The 17,912-nt window shown below is 54.2% G+C and carries 17 protein-coding genes and 1 pseudogene; 17 read left to right on the forward strand and 1 reads right to left on the reverse strand.

Annotated features, from left to right (window positions below):
- The first annotated feature begins 323 nt into the window (after positions 1 to 323).
- Genes hgcA through Q8Q07_02060 form a run of 3 tightly spaced genes read left to right on the forward strand, consistent with a single transcriptional unit; the run spans position 324 to position 3,219 of the window.
- Entirely contained in the window at positions 324 to 1,295 is a 972-nt protein-coding gene (hgcA, locus tag Q8Q07_02050; protein ID MDP3879075.1) for a mercury methylation corrinoid protein HgcA, read from the forward strand.
- 16 nt (positions 1,296 to 1,311) lie between these two features.
- A complete protein-coding gene (hgcB, locus tag Q8Q07_02055) occupies positions 1,312 to 1,614 on the forward strand; it encodes a mercury methylation ferredoxin HgcB (GenBank protein ID MDP3879076.1) in 303 nt (100 codons plus the stop codon).
- Between the two features lie 18 nt (positions 1,615 to 1,632).
- Positions 1,633 to 3,219, forward strand: coding sequence for a long-chain fatty acid--CoA ligase (locus Q8Q07_02060; GenBank protein MDP3879077.1), 1,587 nt, complete (start codon positions 1,633 to 1,635; stop codon positions 3,217 to 3,219).
- Between the two features lie 105 nt (positions 3,220 to 3,324).
- Here the strand turns inward: Q8Q07_02060 and Q8Q07_02065 are convergent, their stop codons facing one another.
- The gene (locus Q8Q07_02065; protein MDP3879078.1) at positions 3,325 to 4,962 is read right to left on the reverse strand and encodes a thiamine pyrophosphate-binding protein; all 1,638 of its coding nucleotides are present in this window, start codon (positions 4,960 to 4,962) and stop codon (positions 3,325 to 3,327) included.
- A 248-nt stretch (positions 4,963 to 5,210) separates the two neighbouring features.
- On the opposite strand from Q8Q07_02065, the gene Q8Q07_02070 reads away from it, so the two are divergent.
- The 14 genes and pseudogenes from Q8Q07_02070 to Q8Q07_02135 all read left to right on the forward strand — a co-directional run.
- Positions 5,211 to 5,648, forward strand: a complete 438-nt coding sequence (locus Q8Q07_02070; protein MDP3879079.1) for a hypothetical protein — start codon at positions 5,211 to 5,213, stop codon at positions 5,646 to 5,648.
- 379 nt (positions 5,649 to 6,027) lie between these two features.
- Positions 6,028 to 6,594: a cob(I)yrinic acid a,c-diamide adenosyltransferase gene (cobO, locus tag Q8Q07_02075; protein MDP3879080.1), complete on the forward strand. Its 567-nt coding sequence runs from the start codon at positions 6,028 to 6,030 to the stop codon at positions 6,592 to 6,594.
- A 29-nt stretch (positions 6,595 to 6,623) separates the two neighbouring features.
- Positions 6,624 to 7,721, forward strand: a complete 1,098-nt coding sequence (fbp, locus tag Q8Q07_02080) for a fructose-1,6-bisphosphate aldolase/phosphatase (GenBank protein MDP3879081.1) — start codon at positions 6,624 to 6,626, stop codon at positions 7,719 to 7,721.
- Positions 7,722 to 7,816: 95 nt separating this feature from the next.
- Positions 7,817 to 8,092, forward strand: a complete 276-nt coding sequence (locus Q8Q07_02085) for a GYD domain-containing protein (protein ID MDP3879082.1) — start codon at positions 7,817 to 7,819, stop codon at positions 8,090 to 8,092.
- A 30-nt stretch (positions 8,093 to 8,122) separates the two neighbouring features.
- Complete coding sequence (gene rdgB, locus Q8Q07_02090; protein ID MDP3879083.1) at positions 8,123 to 8,728, forward strand: RdgB/HAM1 family non-canonical purine NTP pyrophosphatase; 606 nt, start codon at positions 8,123 to 8,125, stop codon at positions 8,726 to 8,728.
- Positions 8,729 to 8,825: 97 nt separating this feature from the next.
- Positions 8,826 to 9,059, forward strand: a complete 234-nt coding sequence (locus Q8Q07_02095) for a hypothetical protein (protein MDP3879084.1) — start codon at positions 8,826 to 8,828, stop codon at positions 9,057 to 9,059.
- Positions 9,060 to 9,242: 183 nt separating this feature from the next.
- Positions 9,243 to 10,316, forward strand: a pseudogene (locus tag Q8Q07_02100) (MFS transporter).
- 118 nt (positions 10,317 to 10,434) lie between these two features.
- Positions 10,435 to 11,142, forward strand: coding sequence for a deoxyribonuclease V (gene nfi / locus Q8Q07_02105; GenBank protein MDP3879085.1), 708 nt, complete (start codon positions 10,435 to 10,437; stop codon positions 11,140 to 11,142).
- Between the two features lie 57 nt (positions 11,143 to 11,199).
- Positions 11,200 to 12,304, forward strand: a protein-coding gene (gene prfB / locus Q8Q07_02110) for a peptide chain release factor 2 (GenBank protein MDP3879086.1) whose coding sequence is annotated in 2 segments (ribosomal slippage) — positions 11,200 to 11,265 and positions 11,267 to 12,304 — 1,104 coding nt in all. Because the reading frame shifts where the segments join, the coding sequence is not laid out codon by codon here.
- Positions 12,297 to 13,541: a peptidase MA family metallohydrolase gene (locus Q8Q07_02115; GenBank protein MDP3879087.1), complete on the forward strand. Its 1,245-nt coding sequence runs from the start codon at positions 12,297 to 12,299 to the stop codon at positions 13,539 to 13,541. The genes prfB and Q8Q07_02115 overlap by 8 nt, the downstream gene beginning before the upstream one ends.
- Positions 13,516 to 14,205, forward strand: a complete 690-nt coding sequence (gene radC / locus Q8Q07_02120; GenBank protein ID MDP3879088.1) for a DNA repair protein RadC — start codon at positions 13,516 to 13,518, stop codon at positions 14,203 to 14,205. Before Q8Q07_02115 ends, radC begins: the two co-directional genes overlap by 26 nt.
- A 311-nt stretch (positions 14,206 to 14,516) precedes the next feature.
- The gene (locus tag Q8Q07_02125) at positions 14,517 to 15,530 is read left to right on the forward strand and encodes an arginase family protein (protein MDP3879089.1); all 1,014 of its coding nucleotides are present in this window, start codon (positions 14,517 to 14,519) and stop codon (positions 15,528 to 15,530) included.
- A 212-nt stretch (positions 15,531 to 15,742) separates the two neighbouring features.
- Positions 15,743 to 17,428: an FAD-dependent oxidoreductase gene (locus Q8Q07_02130; protein MDP3879090.1), complete on the forward strand. Its 1,686-nt coding sequence runs from the start codon at positions 15,743 to 15,745 to the stop codon at positions 17,426 to 17,428.
- Positions 17,403 to 17,912 (forward strand): 3-methyl-2-oxobutanoate dehydrogenase subunit beta (locus Q8Q07_02135; protein MDP3879091.1); only part of this gene is annotated, 510 nt, incomplete at its 3' end. The genes Q8Q07_02130 and Q8Q07_02135, both read left to right, overlap by 26 nt.

A 17,912-nucleotide genomic window follows, 5' to 3' on the forward strand; every position in this document is an offset into this window, starting at 1 on the left:
AGCCGGTAGGGGCGACACTGCTGGGGAGCCTGATACTGGCGGAGACGCCCACGGTTAATGAGCTAACCGGCGGCTTGCTGATTCTGAGCGGTATCTTTATTGTGCTCAGGCGCCGGCCGGTGATTACCATCGAGTAGGAATGCCAGCGATTCTACCAATTACCCGGTTATCCTTCGGTTCTCATTGATGCTGTCATTGCTACGAAAACGCGTGTTTTGCCATTCCGGCAAAGCAATCTGGGTGTGGGGAGGTGCTTCATTCATACCCCGTACTGTGATAAAATAGCTATAGTACTCCTGTAGAGGCGCTAGCAGGGCAAATTTATGCAGATGACTTTGCCATCTACTACTTCGAAGATAACATTGGCCAATCGCTGGGACCATTTCCTGGCGCGCTTTCGTATTAACCGCTCTGGTCACCGCGTCGAGCCCGGACTCTACGCGCTGGGAAATCCCGCCGCCGATTCGCCTGTTTTCGTCACGGCTAACTATACCCTGAGCTTTGACGCCTTGAGGTCGGCGCTGAGCGGGACTGACGGCTATATACTAGTGCTCGATACCGGCGGTATCAATGTCTGGTGCGCTGCCGGTAAAGGTACCTTCGGTACCGGTGAACTGGTAAAGCGCATCGCCGCTTCCAGCCTTGGTGAGGTGGTGCATCACCGCCGCTTGATATTACCGCAGCTGGGCGCTGCCGGAGTGGCTGCGCATGAAGTAAGAAAGCGCTCGGGTTTCAAAGCGGAATACGGCCCGGTGCGGGCGGCTGACCTGAAGAAATTTTTGGAGACGGGCAAGGTTACGCCTGAGATGCGCCGGGTGACTTTTACTCTGTCTGACCGCGTTGTCCTGATTCCGGTAGAGCTGGTCGGTGTCATGCTGCCGATGCTGGTACTGGCTGTGGCGCTTTACTTTCTGGGTGGACTCTGGACATCCCTGGCGGGAATATCGGCAATCCTGGCCGGGGTTGTTCTGTTCCCGGTTTTCCTGCCCTGGCTGCCCACCCGTGATTTCAGCACCAAGGGATTTGTCCTGGGTGCTCTGGTGATGGCTGTACTTTTCCTGGCGCAAGTATCCCGGGGAGAGGCCAACGCCGTATTGTGGCAGCAGATTGGACGCGGGCTGAGCTATGTGTTAATCTGGTCACCGGTGACCGCTTTTGTGGCGCTGAACTTTACCGGCTCGACGACTTTCACTTCCAAGACCGGCGTCCGGCGGGAGATGTATCGCTATCTGCGCCTGATGGCCGGGATACTGATTGCCGGAGTTATCCTGAGCATAGCACTGAACTTACTTTGAAGTAGAGGAGGTCAAAATGATAAGCTCGTATGCGACAAATACCCTTCGTTACAATGCCGACCTATGCACCGGTTGCGCGATGTGCTGGACCGTGTGCCCCCAGCAGGTTTTTGAGCCGGAAAACGGCAAAGCCCGTATTGTTAACTATGAGGCCTGTATGGAGTGTGGCGCCTGTCAGCTTAATTGTCCAACCAACGCCATCACCGTGGATAGCGGAGTGGGCTGTGCCGCCGCCATGATCCGGGCGGCGTTGACCGGTAAGAAAGAAGTCTCCTGCGGTCCGTCTTCCGGTTCGTGCAAAGATAATCTTTGCTGTTAGAAAGAAAGGAGAATGCGAATGCAGGTACCTGGTGATAGACCGTGGTTCAAGTTCTGGCCGGAGGGAGTGCCTCGCCATATCGATTACCCTGAAATACCCCTTTTTGAGTTACTCACCGGCAGCGCCCGGAAGTACCCTGACCGGGTCGCCTACACTTGTCAGGGGAGCAGCCTGACCTATCACGAGCTGGATATTGCCACCGGCAAGCTGGCGGCGGGACTTAACGACTACGGAGTTAAGAAGGGAGACCGGGTACTTTTGCTGCTGGGCAACAGCCTGGAGTTCGTCACAGGCTATTATGCGATATTAAAAGCAGGCGCTACCGTTGTTCCCACCAATCCTCTCTATAAAGGAAGGGAGTTAAAGCACCACCTTAACGATTCTGAGGCGGTGGCTGTCATCACCAGCCGGGAGCTTTACCCCACGGTAAAGGAAATCAGGGATGAGACCGGGCTGAAAACAGCGGTTCTGACTGATGCGGAAGGGGTTACCGGGACGGTGGCACTGGCGGAAATACTGACCCACTACTCACCGGATCCGGTTGAGCTTGACATAAACACAAAGGAAGATGTCGCTGCTATTGAGTATACGGGCGGGACTACCGGCCTGCCTAAAGGTGTGATGCTGACCCATTACAACCTGGTGGCTAATGCCCTGCAGAACGCCGCCTGGTTCGGCTGGAATGATAAAGACGTTGTCATCGGCGTGCTTCCCTTCTACCATAGCTGGGGGGCATCCACCTGCGTTATCTCGGCGGTGTACGCCGGTGCCAGGGTGGTGATATTCCCCCGCTTCAGTGCGCAGGAGTTGCTAGAGACAATCGAGCGGGAAAAGGCGACCGTCATCTACGGCGCGGCATCCCTGTTCACCATGCTGACCACCAGCCCGCTGATAACGGAATATGACCTCTCCAGCCTGCGCTACATCAAAGCGGGGGCAATGCCGATTCCGCCGGAAATCAAGACGCGGTGGGAGCAGATCACCGGCGTTACCATGGTTCTGGGCTACGGCCTGAGTGAAGCGTCCCCCGAGACTCATAACAGCCCGCCGCAACGGGTCAAGCCGGGGACGGTGGGGATACCGGTAATTGATACCGATGCCCGCATTGTCGATAAAGAGACAGGGGAGTTCGAGTTGCCGCCGGGTGAAGTGGGAGAGCTGGTCATCCGGGGCCCCCAGGTGATGAAAGGTTACTTGAACAGACCTGAGGATACCAGGGAAGCATTCGAGGGAGGGTGGCTGCATACCGGGGACCTGGCCACGATGGATGGGGAAGGGTACTTCTCTATCGTCGACCGTAAGAAAGAGATAATCAAGTACAAGGGCTATACCATTGCCCCCGCCGAGATTGAGGCGGTGCTTTACGAGCACCCGGCGGTGAAAGAGTGCGCCGTGGTCGGCCGACCGGATGCCTCGGTGGGGGAGATACCACGGGCTTACGTGGTGCTGAAGGACGGCTGCGAGCCATGCGCTGAGGAGCTGATCAGCTTCTGCGAACAGAGAGTCTCCCCTTATAAAAAAATCCGGGAAGTGGAGTTCATCGCCGAAATCCCCAAGACACAGGTGGGCAAGGTGCTGAGGAGGGTGCTTCGGGACGGGATTTGAGGGGTTTTCGGGTAAAACACGAACTTGAAAATATAGAGCCTGTACCTTTCCAAGTACAGGCTCTGTTCTTTAAATTATCGCTTAATCAGGCGGGTTCCAGTCTCTTCAACGTCCGCGGCGGCTGGGTCCGCCCACACTGGCGCAGTGCACATCGATGCAGGCGGGTAAGCCGGAAGCAAAAGCCCGCTCCAGGGCAGGGCGGATATCCTCCGGTTTCTCCACCGTCTCTCCGTAACCGCCGAGGCCCTCCACCATCTTTGCGTAGGGGACGAAGCCAAGCTGGGTGGCGATGAGACGGTCAGGCCCCTTGGCCAGTTGTCCCTGAACAATCTGCCCCCAGGCGCCGTCATTGCCGACGACGCAGACCACCGGAATCTTGTGCCGTACCATGGTATCGAACTCCATGGCGTTCAGCCCGAAAGCGCCGTCACCACTGAGCAGGAACACCTGCTTATCAGGGTGGGCCAGTTTGGCGGCGATGGCAAAGGACTGGCCCAGTCCCAGGCATCCTGTGGGGGAATTATCAAGCCAGTGTGACGGCTCATAAGACTTGAGTATGGTGGCGCCCCAGAGAGTAACATCAGCGCCGTCGGTGATGATATAGGCGTCCCTGTCCAGGAAGTCGCGGATCTCCTTGCACATCCGGGCCGGGTGAATGGGCAAGCTGTCCGAGTTCATGTTGATTTCCGCCTGCTCCCGGCGTTCCTTGATGTAATCCCGGCATTCTGCTATCCAGGGTATTTCCTGCCGTCCCTTACATCTATCACGGGCTTCATCAATCAGTTGCCGGAGTACTGCCTTAGCGTCTCCGATGATGCCGACTTCGATGGGGCGGTTATGTCCGACCTCGGTAGGTTCGATGTCAATCTGAATCCACCTGGCATCGCTGCCGAAGAGCGGCGGACGGCCGAAGCCGAGCTGGAAGTTGAGACGGGTTCCGATGATGAGGACGACATCGGCCTGACGGGTACCGACACGGGTCGGCCCGAAGCACAGGGGATGGTCCTCGGGGACGGCTCCCCGCGCCATCTGCCCCAGGGTCAGCGGCAGCTTGACCATTTCAATAAATTCCTTGAGTTCTTTCTCAGCCCCCGACCATTTAACTCCGCTGCCGGCGATTACAATCGGCCTCTCGGCTTTGAGCAGCAGGTCAACGGCTTTCTTTATCTGGGCAGGATCTCCCTGCTGCCGGGCGGTAGTCCGGTAGTTCTGCGATAGTGGCGCTTCTTCCTCATCCACTTCAGCTCTGAGGATGTCCCAGGGTACTTCGAGATAGACCGGACCCTTTCTACCGCTCAATGCCTGGCGTAAAGCCATGCTGACATATTCCGGGACTCTCCTGGTCTCGTAGACACCCCGCCGCCATTTGGTAACCGAGTCCACCAGGGTCAGTGTGTCCATGTCCTGGAGGGAACCCATTTCGAACTGGCTGAGAACGCTTCTGCCCCCGAAAACAATTACGGGGCTGAAGCATTCGGAAGCGCTCCAGAGGCTGGTGATGGTGTTGGTAACGCCGGGTCCGGCAGTAACCAGGGCTACCCCGGGCTGGCCGGTGATTCTGGCCCAACCGTCAGCCATGAAGACCGCCGCTTGCTCATGCCGGGCATCGATGACACGTATCTTTTCATCGATGCAGCCTTGCAGAATCGGGTCGATGTGACCGCCGCACAATGTAAAAATAGTATCGACTCCCTCCTGTTTGAGAGCCTTGACCACCAATTGTCCGCCGGTAACCTTGCTCATCAGTCGTGCCTCCAAAATATTTATTCGTTCCCACCAGGGGATACCCGGTACTGAATTTTAAGGAGCTTACTAACAATGCCACGATTCCCCCTTTTTTGTCAAGAATCCAGCCTCGATTCAGTAGTATGATATAATAAAAGTCAGAGATACGAGCGGATTTAATCCGGGAATAAATGCGTCAATATTCATATGAAGCAGTGCAACAACTTACCGTAAAGTGGGTATAATAGTTGTGGCGGTGAAGCACGATGAAACGATACGAACACACACAAGTCGGTTATCTGGTCATCATAGCGATGGTAGCGGCAATTGTCTTAGTTGGGACTATCCTCGCTAATACCGGTACCAACTGGATCGCTGTCGCTGTGTTGATTATCGTTGCGGTATTTTTACTATTATTCTCCACGCTCACTGTAGTCATCCGGGAGGACGACCTGAAAGTGAGATTCGGTCCCGGTCTGGTCCGCAAAAGATTTAATTTGCATGACATAGAATCGTGCCGTGTCGTTAAGAACCCGTTTTACTATGGCTGGGGTATCCGTTTAACGCCTCACGGCTGGCTCTATAATGTGTCCGGCTTCTCTGCTGTGGAAATCAAGCTTAGAACAGGCAAGAAGTTTAGAATTGGTACGGATGTTCCGATGGAGCTTGAGAGAGCCATTCAGCAAGCTACGGGGTCGCAATAAATTACTCACTGCCAAGCGGCATTGCTTACTCCGGACTATCATCCATGATATGTGCCATGGTTACTCTCCTCCAGTGAACTGGATTGCCTTATTAGTGACACCTATGGCATTATTCGGGGATTGGTTGGCGGTGTCATTGCGAGACCATTCCGCTATAGGCGGAAGGCGAAGCAATCTGTGTGTGGGGAAGGGTATACCTCACCTCTCAGATTGCCACGTCGGCTACGCCTCCTCGCAATGACAAATAAAACCAACCAAATGCAAACAGAACCACACCTATGGCTCCTTGACAGGATTGGCTTCAGATTGTTAAACTGTTCATATCGTAAGCGGCATCCTGGATTAATTTCCAAAGGTCTTTCATCTTTTTAGGAGCAGTTTGGCAGAAAGAGCGTCATCAAATAGCTTTTCACCAGCCGAATTTTCGAAAGGCGGTCTTGTCCAGATTTTCACCGGTGAAGGTAAAGGCAAGACTTCTGCTGCCCTGGGAACAGTGCTCCGGGCTTCAGGCTATGGCTTGAGAGTATGCGTGGTTGCTTTTATGAAAGGGGAATATTCACAAGGTGAATGGGAAGCCCTCTCTAAATTACCCAATGTCAAAGTAGCCAAGTTTGGTTTCAGGACTTTTACCAATCCAGCCCGGGTGAAGCCCGAGGAGATAGAACAGGCGCACCAGGCTCTGGCAGTAGCCCGTGAGGCGGCTTTGAGCGGTGATTATGAACTGGTGGTGCTTGATGAGGTGAATGTAGCCATTGCCTGGAAGCTGGTGGAGCTGGATGAGGTGGTCAGACTGATTGAGGACAGGCCAGCTAATGTGGAACTTATCCTTACCGGGAGAATGGCTGACCCCAGGCTGGTTGAGATTGCTGACCTGGTCACCGAATGTTTGAATGTTAAGCACCCTTACGATAAGGGTGTAAAAGCACGAGCGGGGTTTGATTACTAGCTAACAATTCAATAATTAAGGAGGAAACCATGAAAGTAACGCTGAGTGTGATTAAGGCTGATATCGGAGGCTATGTCGGCCATTCTGAGACTCACCCCGACCTTATCGCTAAGGCTGATGAATGCCTGGCCGAAGCTAAGAAAGGCGGGTTGCTGATTGATTATCACGTCACAAAATGCGGGGATGACCTGCAGTTGATTATGACCCACCAGCATGGTGAAGCGAGTGAGAAAATTCATAAACTGGCTTGGGATACTTTCGTTACCTGTACGGACCTGGCTAAACAGTTAAAGCTTTACGGTGCCGGGCAGGACTTACTGGCGGACGCATTCTCGGGTAATGTTAAGGGAATGGGGCCGGGGCTGGCGGAGATGGAGTTTGAGGAGAGGGTGTCTGAGCCAGTAATTATTTTTATGGCGGACAAGACATCATCCGGGGCCTGGAATATACCCCTGTATAAGATGTTTGCTGACCCGTTCAACACTATCGGTCTGGTTATTGCCGAGAACATGCACGGGGGCTATTCCTTTGAGGTACATGATGTTAAAGAGAGTAAAAAGATAATTTTTCATACCCCTGAGGAAATTTATGACATGCTGGTCTTTATCGGGGCGGCAGCACGCTATATGGTGAAAGCGGTTTACCACCGTGGAACCAATGAAATAGCGGCCGTATCTTCCACTCAGAAACTGGCTCTCATTGCCGGCCGCTACGTGGGGAAGGATGACCCGGTGTGCATCGTCCGTGCCCAGGGTCAGTTCCCGGCAGTAGGAGAAATCCTCGAGCCATTTACCATGCCGGTACTGGTGGAAGGCTGGATGCGCGGCTCACACTACGGTCCGCTGATGCCGGTGGCTATCTGTGATAGTACACCGTCCCGCTTTGATGGGCCGCCCAGGGTAACAGCGGCCGGTTTCCAGATCTCTGACGGGAAACTGGTGGGACCCCGTGATATGTTCGATGACAAGTCTTTTGATAACGCCCGCCAAAAAGCTAATGATGCCGCTGATTACATGCGTGCTCATGGCCCGTTCGAGCCGCACCGCCTGCCTCTGGAGGAGATGGAATACACGACCATGCCTCAGGTAATGAAGAAGCTGCAGGGGAGATTTACCGACCTAGACTGATAGTTCTTGAGTGTACCTTGTGCCGGATTTCAGTTGACTTTACCCGGGAAAAGGGGTATTATAGCAGTCCACGAAACTTAAGGAGGAGGTGCACCATGCCGGTCTATATCATGTTCAGCAATTTAACCGATGAGGGCAGGAAAACGATCAAGAGTAATCCGCAGCGCATCCAGGAGGTTAATAAGGAAGTCGAGGCTATGGGGGTCAAGATAAAGGCACAGTACGCTGTTATGGGCCCCTATGACTTTATTAATATCCTGGAAGCCCCGGACAACAAGACCGTAGCCAAAGTAGCCGTGGAGCTGGGGTCAAGGGGGACTCTGCAGACGATGACTCTGGCGGCGATGACTATTGACGAGCTTACTAAATAGCCTTCAGGGGTAACCGTTCGATTGGCTTTAATGAGTGAAAAGCTCCTTCTGGCTACAGGTAACCGGGCCAAGGTCTCTGAGTATAGAAGTCTGCTCAGTGATGTTCCGCTGGAACTGGTGACTCCGGCCGAGCTAGGAATAACCACCGTTGTTGATGAGGTGGGAGCCAGCCTGGAAGAGAATGCCAGGTTAAAGGCGGCAATCCTGGCGGCTGAGAGCCATCTATTGACGCTGGCTGATGATTCCGGACTTGAGGTTGATGCCCTGGGTGGCGAGCCCGGTCGACTCTCAGCCCGCTATGCCGGTGAGGATGCCTCTGACAGGGACAGGGTAGACTTTTTGCTGTCCCGTTTGAAGGACGTACCCTGGGAGAAGCGTTCCGCCCGTTTCCGGTGTGTTATCGCCCTGGTAACACCTGAAGAAGAAATCGGTCTTTATTCCGGTGAATGTGGGGGGATTATCGCCTTCGAACCGAGGGGAGGGCAGGGATTTGGCTATGACCCCATCTTTTGCCTGCCTGAGATGGGTAAGACCATGGCTGAATTACCCCCCGAGGTGAAGAACCGGATTAGCCACCGGGCAAAAGCAGCCAGGAAAGTAGCTGAGGTCTTGCGGAAGTTGACAACCGTTAAATGATAACAAGCCGCTGGACTGCCGGGTAAACCCTGACCGGCGACGCTGATGCCCTGAAAAGACAGACGTAAAATTGACCTGGATTTGACAGGGGGTTTAGGTGAAAGGTACCTGGTGGATAGCACCGGCGATAGCAGTCGCGGTGCTATCTTTTTTTGTGCTGCTATCACCTGTCGGGCTGCTAACCGCCGCCGGTATGACAACTATCGGTATCTTTCTGTTCACCGTCATTTTGTGGGTGTTTGTCGGCATCGGTTATCCCAGCTTGTTGTGTATCGCCCTTATTGCCGCCCTCGGCATTATGACGCCGGAAGCTGAAGCCAGGGGTTCGTGATAACGTAATCATCGTTAAAGGAGCTTATGAACAGGTCAATTGTGCCCGGTCTCCGGTACCGCTGGGTGGTGCTGGGGGTTTGCTGGCTGGCTTATATCGTAGCCTTCATGCAGAGGCTAAGCATCGGCCCGCTGGCGCCATTTCTCAAGGAGGAACTGGGGATAACCAGCGGCTCAGGTAGGTCTCCTGATGTCGGCGGCTGCCTTTGGCTATATGCTTACCCTGATACCGGCTGGCTGGCTGGTCGACAAAGTCGGGATTCGCTGGCTATTGCTGGTCGGGGAGGTGATTGGTGGTATTTTCGTCGCCAGTATGTTTACCGTGACCACCTTTACCCAGGGATTGGTGCTGATGGGTCTGGCGGGGCTGGGAATGGGCTGTCTGATGCCGTCGACGACCAAGGCTGTGCTGGAGTGGTTCCCATTAAAGGAGAGAGCCACGGCTATGGGAGTCAAGCAAACGGCGCTCAATGTCGGTGGGATAATCACGGCAACTACTTTACCGGCAGTGGCGCTGGCCGTGGGCTGGCGCTACGGTTTTCTGGGACTTGGTTTTATCGCGGTAGTAATCGGCGTTGTCTCATTTGTGCTTTATAAACCACCCCCACAGGATGTTAACCCCGTAACTGCTAAACCGGCTGTTGATTCTGAAGCACAGGTGAGCGTACGGGAGATTTTCAGGGGTCGTGAAATCTGGCTGGTCATGTTTGCCGGTTTTTTCATGGCTTTCGTTGAATTCTCGGCGATGGCGCACTTCGTGCTTTACTCGGAAGAGGTGCTTCTGCTTCCCGTGATAACGGCCGGATTTTTGCTGGCCTCGTTAGAAGGCAGCGGCGCTTTTGGCCGCCTGCTCTCAGGGCTGGTAAGCGACCGCCTCTGGCATGGAAAAAGGAAAGGGCTTTTTATCTTAATGAGCGGTATCACCGCCGCTGTTGGTCTGGTCTTTGTCTTCCTCGGACCGGGTAGCTCGCTGGGGGTAATAGTCCTCCTCTGCCTAATCCTGGGATTTGCCGGTATCGGCTGGGCTGGCCTGTACCTGACGCTGGTCGGAGAGATGGCCGGTAAAAAGCTGGCGGGAACGGTAACCGGAATGGCGGCCACAATCACTATCATTGGCAGCATTACAGGGCCGCCAATCTTCGGTCACCTTGTTGACATAACAGGTTCATACCGGATTGCCTGGCAGCTACTGGTATTGATGGCGGTGATTGCGACTGCCCTGCTGGTGTTTGTGCGGGAAGGAAAAAGAAGGATGTGAGTTTTGCCAGGGCTACTCCGTCATGCTGCTGAGGTGCTTTTCCGACTGCGAGAAGCGCGAGGAAGATAAGTAGAAAGTTGTCAAGAGGTTGTACAGTCGTTATAATTGGCGTGTGAAGGTGAAAAAGCTGCACACTTGGGAGATTGGTATTGACCGGGCTACGGAGTTACAGCGGCAGCTGGCAATCCAGGTGTCCGGAAAGAGCGAGGTTTTTACTCCTCGCTTTATCGGCGGGGTGGATTTAGCTGTTGGGAAGGCACGGGAGATGGCTACCGCGGCGGTGATTGTGCTGAGCTATCCCGACCTTAAACTGGTAGAAACAAGAGTGGTCCGTGGCAAGCTCGCCTTTCCTTATGTTCCGGGTTATCTGTCTTTTCGGGAAGCACCGCTGGTCCTGGCAGCCTGTGAAGAACTGAATATTACCCCTGATTTGTTTTTTGTTGACGGTCAGGGGGTTGCCCACCCGCGACGGCTGGGACTGGCCTCTCATCTGGGGCTTTTCCTCGATACACCGGCAATCGGTTGTGCCAAATCCCTGCTCTGCGGTCATTATGAAGAGCCTGGAGTTGAGCCGGGCAGCTATGCGGAGATAATCGATAGGGGTGAGGTTGTAGGAGCGGCTCTACGAACCAGACCTGGGGTAAAGCCTGTCTATATTTCCATAGGTCACAAGATTGATTTGAAAACGGCTATCTACTGGACGCTGGCGTGCTGCCGGGGTTATCGTTTACCGGAGCCAGCACGGCTGGCCCACCTGGCGGCGGGAGGCGCTCTTAAATCAGGGCAGGAGATGAGAGCGCTCGAACCAGCGTATCACGGGAAATAGTATGGCCGGTTATAGTAGTGCCTTTGAGCTTTTCAAGGGCGTTTGAGGAGGTCGCCAGTGCAGGAACTTAAAGACAAATTGACAGACTTGCGGACCAGGATTTCTATTGCTCTGGTGCATCTTTGACATTACATCACGGGAACAAGAGATTGCCGGACTGGAAAGAGAGTCGGCTCAAGCTGAGTTTTGGTCAGACCGGAATAAAGCGCAGAGGGTAATGCAAAAAATAGCCGGACAGAAAAAGCTGGTTGAAAGCTGGCGGGGTCTGGAGAAAAAAGGGGCTGATATTGCCGAATTAATTACTCTTCTTGAGGAAGAAGGGGACAGTTCACTTGCGGCGGGGGTTCAATCTGAGATTGAGCAGCTTGCCTCCAGTCTTGACGAACTGGAACTGGAGATGGCTTTCAGCAGTGAATACGATGTCAGGAATGCTATCCTGACCATCCACGCCGGTGCTGGGGGCACCGAATCCCAGGACTGGGCGGAGATGTTGATGAGAATGTATCTGCGCTGGGCGGAACGCAGCGGTTATAAAACTGAAGTGCTGGAGGTTTCACCGGGGGAGGGAGCCGGAATAAAAAGTGCCACCATTGGGATTAGCGGGGACTATGCTTTCGGCTATCTGAAATCGGAACACGGCGTCCACCGCCTGGTGCGTCTCTCTCCTTTCGATGCCGACCACGCTCGGCACACTTCTTTTGCTCTGGTGGAAGTTATGCCGGAAGCCGAGGTCGGGGTTGATGTCAAGATAGAGCCTGACGAATTGAGGGTTGATGTATTCCGGTCGAGCGGGCCGGGGGGACAGCACATGCAGAAAACGAGCAGTGCGGTAAGGATAACCCATCTGCCAACAGGGTTAGCGGTACACTGCCAGAGCGAACGCTCCCAGCACCAGAACAAGGATATTGCCATGAGGATCCTGCAAGCGCGTCTGCTGGAGTTACAGTTGAGCAAGCAGGCTGAGGAGAGGGCTAAGCTTAAGGGAGAGCGGATCAGCGCTGGCTGGGGCAACCAGATTAGAAGTTATGTGCTCCATCCTTATAAGATGGTAAAAGACCACCGGACTGATTATCAGACCGGTGATCCAGATGCCGTACTGGATGGAGACCTCGGTGGTTTCATCACCGCGTATCTCAGGTCTATGGTAGGTAAGAATGAATAAAAAGTTCGGCGCATTAGCTCTGTTTCTTTCGCTGCTCCTGGCTTTACCGGGTTCAAGCCTGGTGCAGGCTCAGGGTGGACTAACCGTGTTAGAGAACTCGGCGGTGGCGGAGTTTCCGCTTAAGCTTCACTTCAATCTATCCGCCGAGAGTGATGTCAATATTACTGACATCCGTCTGCACTATACTGTTGACCGTGACAGCTTTGCCGATGTCACCAGTGAAGTATATGTCGAATTCATACCGGCTACCACTGTTGATGTTCAATGGACCTGGGATATGAGGAGGACCGGTGGAATGCCTACCGGGTCTACTGTGGAGTACTGGTGGACGGTCACGGATGCCGGGGGTGACAGAGAGGAAACCGCGCCGGTGGTAGTTAATTTTGATGACGAGCGTTATCCCTGGAAGAGCTTGACTGAGGGGAAAGTGACGATATACTGGTACCGGGGAGACCTGTCTTTTGCCCGGGAGATAATGCTGGCGGCTCAAGGGGCGCTGATCCGGCTGGAGGAGGACACCGGCGCCTTTCTGAAAAAGCCGGTCAAGATATATATTTATGCGGACCCCCGTGACCTGCAGGGCGCGATGATTTTTCCCCAGGAATGGACGGGAGGTGTGGCCTTCAGCCGTTATGGTATCATCGCTATCGGTATCTCCTCGAACAATCTGGAGTGGGGAAAGAGGGCGACTATCCATGAGCTGACGCATCTGGTTGTCCACCAGATGACTTTTAATCCGTATGGAGGACTACCGGTCTGGCTAAATGAAGGTCTGGCAATGTATGCTGAAGGGCAACTGGAGCCGGGGCATGTTGCGCTTCTCAAGAATGCCCTGACTGAAGATAAACTTATTTCAGTGCGCAGTCTGGCCAGTCCCTTTTCTTCTTACGCTCAGGAAGCTAATCTGTCCTATGCCCAGAGTTACAGCCTGGTCGAGTTTCTCGTTCGTAATTACGGGCAAAGTCAGATGCTCGAGATGTTGAACGCTTTCAGTCAGGGTAGCAACTATGATGACGCCCTGACTGAAGTCTATGGTTTCGATATGGACGGACTGGATGCTTTATGGAGAGAGTACGTTACCCGGCAATACCAGCCGGCACCGGTGACCACCGGGGTATCACCGGTGATAATCACATCATCTACCAGGCTGGCGGGTAAGCTTTTGCCTGACCTGTGGCCTGCGGTTCTGAGTTTGCTAAACGGGAGAACGGGTGAAAAAGTCATTTACAATCCATGATTTGCCTGTCTCGGAGCGGCCCAGGGAAAGATTGCAGCGGTTTGGCGTGGAGGCATTATCCGCCCAGGAGATACTGTCCCTGTTGCTGGGCCGCGGCATCGCCGGTGAGTCAGTCACGGTAACGGCGCAGCGGTTGTTAAGCCAGTTCGGCGGACTCAAGGGGATTGCTGGTGCCACGGTGGAGGAGCTGGCCGGGGTGAGGGGTATCGGCCCTGCCAAGGCGGCCCAGATTAAAGCCGCCTTTGAGCTGGCTAACCGCACGGATGGCGCTGTGGAACCTGAGGCAAAGCTGCCCGTGAAGACCCCGGATGACGTGGCGAATCTGGTCAGGGGCAGACTAAAGGGTAAAAAGAAAGAGCATTTTCTGGCCCTTTTGCTGGATACCAGGGGGCAGGTGATAAAGGTCGCCGAGATTTCAGTTGGCAGTCTGGATACCAGTATTGTTCATCCCCGGGAAGTATTCAAAGAGGCGGTTGCCGGCAGCGCGGCTTCGGTCATCTTCGTGCATAATCATCCGTCGGGTAACCCGGAGGCTTCAGAAGATGATGTAAAGCTGACCAAAAGGCTGGCTGAAGCCGGTGAGATTATGGGTATTGACGTCCTGGACCATGTCATCGTCTGTGATAAAGACTATTTGAGCCTGAAGGATAAGGGCTTGTTTTAATGGTGGTTTCTGTAACAGCTATTTTCGAAAATATACCGCTTTGTCCCGGTTGCCCTGACTCTTGTCTGATTGTTATAATGGTGTTAACCGGAAGCGTGAAGAGGTAATAGCTTCGGGTATGTCCGTTTAATTTTTACCGCGCTGGTACTAAGTTATTTTGAAAAGCGTACTAATGAAGCCGTTCGTGGTGAGCTTGTCGAACCACAACGGCGCCCTTCGACAGGCTCAGGACGAACGGTGTGATGATTACTCGGAATGCTGAAACTAAGTACTAGTCTAAGACGAGTGAAAAGAGTGGAAAAGGAGGGACTATGATGGCGTATCCGGAATGGGAGCCACCGGTTGGAGGGGGCCTGCCGATGATTGAAGCCGATATGCCGACCTTTATGGGGCAACCATACGCAGCAACGGCGCAGGATTTGGAAGGTGCCAATGTGGTTATCATCGGCAGCACTTACGTGGCTACAGAGTCAGATATGTATTACGGAACGGCGACAAAAGAATGGAGCGCCGCGGCGAAGAGGGTCAGGCAGCAGTCAATCCGCTATAGCTCGGGCTACATCCAGGAATTTGACCTGGAGCTGTTTGAACATCTGAGAGTAGTTGATTTCGGGGACGCGGAGTTGCCTCCGGAGCTGAAAGATGGGCTGACTGCTGATGGTATTCTCAAAGCCCAGCAGGCCGTCGAGACCAAGGTCGGTCAGGCTCTTGATGCTGGTGCGGTCGCCATAGTTATCGGCCAGAACTCTCCGTGCAGTTCCTATGCTGTGGGCAAAGCGGTCGCCGAGAGAGCCAGAGGCAACATGGGGGTAGTCAGTATTGATACCCACTGGGATATCAGAGAGAGGGACCGCCTGACCGGCGACCCCAGGATTGCCGGGGCTTCTAACTGGAAAACCAAGCTGTATGAACACAATAATGTGCAGCAGAAGAACCTGGTCGAGATTGGTGAGAGGGGTATGCTTGAAGACAAGGAAAGAGTCAGGTTCTTCCTGGAAAAAGGAACACACTGGTACCCGATGTGGAAGCTGAGAGAGATGGGAATCGAAAAGGTCTGCCAGGAGCTTCATTACGCCCACGACGGGACGGATGCCGTCTACGTGCACTATGATATGGATGTCCTGGGTGCCCCGGAGCTGGGGATACTGGCGGACCCGCTGGGTATGACCGACTATGAGATACTGAAGCTGTCTCTTGAGGTTGGCCGGAGCGGTTTTGACGCTCTCTCTTATATCTGTATCCCTCCGGGTTCCGTAATCTGGTACCGCTTCATCACCTATATTATCGCCTATATGCTTGCCGGGAAGGTTATCGGCGGGAAATAGAAAGCAGCAATACGTGTTCTGCGTTACGCCGGGGGACTGATTGTTTCCGGGGCATTGACAGGCTAGACCCTTTCGCTCTTAAAAACCGGTAACAGAATAGTCTTTATCATTAAGGCGGGATTGATGTCTACCGTGGCGGAACTTTCCCATCGGCCTGGAAAAATGCGATAATAAGTCATAAAGGCAAGAAAGGAGCGCAGAGTCAGAGATTAATGAGAGTCCAGAGAAAGAACTTTGTTACGGCACCCTGTAACCAGGCGTGTCCGGTGGGGATTGATGTCCCCAGGTATATCCGCTATATCAAGGCGGGCAGATTTGATGAAGCGTTAGCCGTCAACCGGGAGAAGTTGCCCCTGCCGTCAGTTTGCGCTAATGCCTGTTTCGCTCCTTGCGAGGACGTCTGCGCCTACCGGCAGCTTGGCGACCCGCTGGCGATAAGGGCGTTGAAACGGGCGGCGGTGGATAGAGGCGGTGACTACTGGAAAAGGAACAAGAGACCGGCTGCCAGTACCGGTAAAAAGGTGGCTATTGCCGGCGCCGGCCCGGCGGGACTGACCGCGGCCTATTATCTTGCCAACCAGGGGCATGCGGTTACGGTCTATGACTCCTTTCCCAAACCGGGGGGTATGATGCGTTATGGAGTCCCCCAGTACCGGCTTCCGGAAGCGGAGCTTGACCGGGATGTTAAGGAAATTGCCGGTCTGGGTGTGGAATTCAAGCTCAATACAACCATCGGGAAGGATATAGCCCTTGACGAAATGAAAAAGAAATATGACGCTGTTTTTCTGGCTTCCGGGGCTAACCAGAGTGCCAGAATCCAGGTCGAAGGTTCGGACAGGCCGGGTGTCCTCTGGGGGTGGGAGTTCTTGCGGGATGTCGCCTTGGGTAAAAAACCGGAGCTTAAGGGTGCGGTCACTGTGATTGGTGGCGGCAACGTGGCGGTTGATGTGGCTCTGGTCGCCCGCCGTCTGGGTGCGGCCCAAGTTGCTCTGGTTTGCCTGGAGAAAGAAGGAGAGATGCCGGCGCATGATTGGGAGGTCGCCCGCGCCAGGGAGGAAGGCGTTACCATTTATGGTTGCTGGGCGCCCGGCCGTATTAACGGCGATGGCAGCGTCAACAGTATCGACTTTATAAAGTGTGTCTCCGTTTTTGATAAAACCGGGAAATTTAATCCTGTGTGCGATGAAAATGATACCTTTAAGCTGGAGACTGATAACGTGATCCTGGCGGTCGGCCAGACGGCAGACCTCGGTTTCCTGGATAGCACTGGCCGTGTCGAGGTCAGCGGCGGCAGGGTTATGGTGGACGCGGAAACACTGGCGACGGGAGAACCGGGCGTTTTTGCCGGGGGCGATGTGGTCAGCGGTCCGGCTTCGATTATCGAGGCGGTTGCCCAGGGCAGAAAAGCGGCGGTATCGATTGATCGATATCTGGGCGGCGAGGGTGCTATTGATGAGGAGCTAGCCACCCCGGAGGAAGAGGTTGATGTACCGCCATTGGACACGCAAGTGAAACCGCGGGTGCCGATGCCGCTCTTGACGGCAACGGCTAGAGCGAATAATTTCAGGCAAATCGAGCAGGGGTACAGCGAAGAGCAGGCAATTGAGGAAGCGGCGCGTTGCCTGTACTGTGATGCCAGGCTCTTTGAGGTGACGGTTTATCCCGAAAATTGTAAAGAGTGCGGCTACTGCATGGAGGTCTGCGGGCTGGGTATCATCACCCCGACAGCTACTTTCAATAAGAAGGGTTACCGGCCGGTGGAAGCGAAAAGTTCTGACAGGTGTATCGGGTGTCTGAAGTGTTTCTTCTCCTGTCCTGATTATGCTATTGATGTCAAAGATATCACCGGTCGGAACGGAAGGGAGCATTTGCATGAAAAAGTATCTGGAAACAGGTAACTTCGCCATCGCCGAAGGGGCGGTGATTGCCGGTTGCCGGATGTTTGCCGGCTATCCGATAACTCCGGCTACGGAACTGGCGGAAGCGATGTCAAGAAAATTGCCGGAGGTGGGTGGTTATTACCTTCAGGCAGAGGACGAGTGCGCTGCCATGCACATGTGTATCGGGGGCGCCCTGGGAGGTCTGAAGGTGATGACGGGTACCTCGGGGCCGGGCTATATTCTCTATGCCGACCCGTATGGATGGGCGATTGCCAGTGAGATACCGGTGGTGGTGCTTAACTCGGGGAGGGTGGGCCCGGTGAGCGGTATCACCGGCGCCCCCGGCCAGGGCGAGTTTTATAACACGCGCTTCCCGACGCAGGGAGGGAACTACGAGACGATAGTCCTGGCGCCGAACAGCGCCCAGGAAGCGTTTTACCTTACCGTGGAGGCTTTCTACCTGGCAGAGAGGTTCAGAACGCCGGTCACCCTGCTGGCTGAC

Source organism: Dehalococcoidales bacterium, assembly GCA_030698765.1.
Lineage (GTDB): Bacteria > Chloroflexota > Dehalococcoidia > Dehalococcoidales > UBA2162 > JAUYMF01.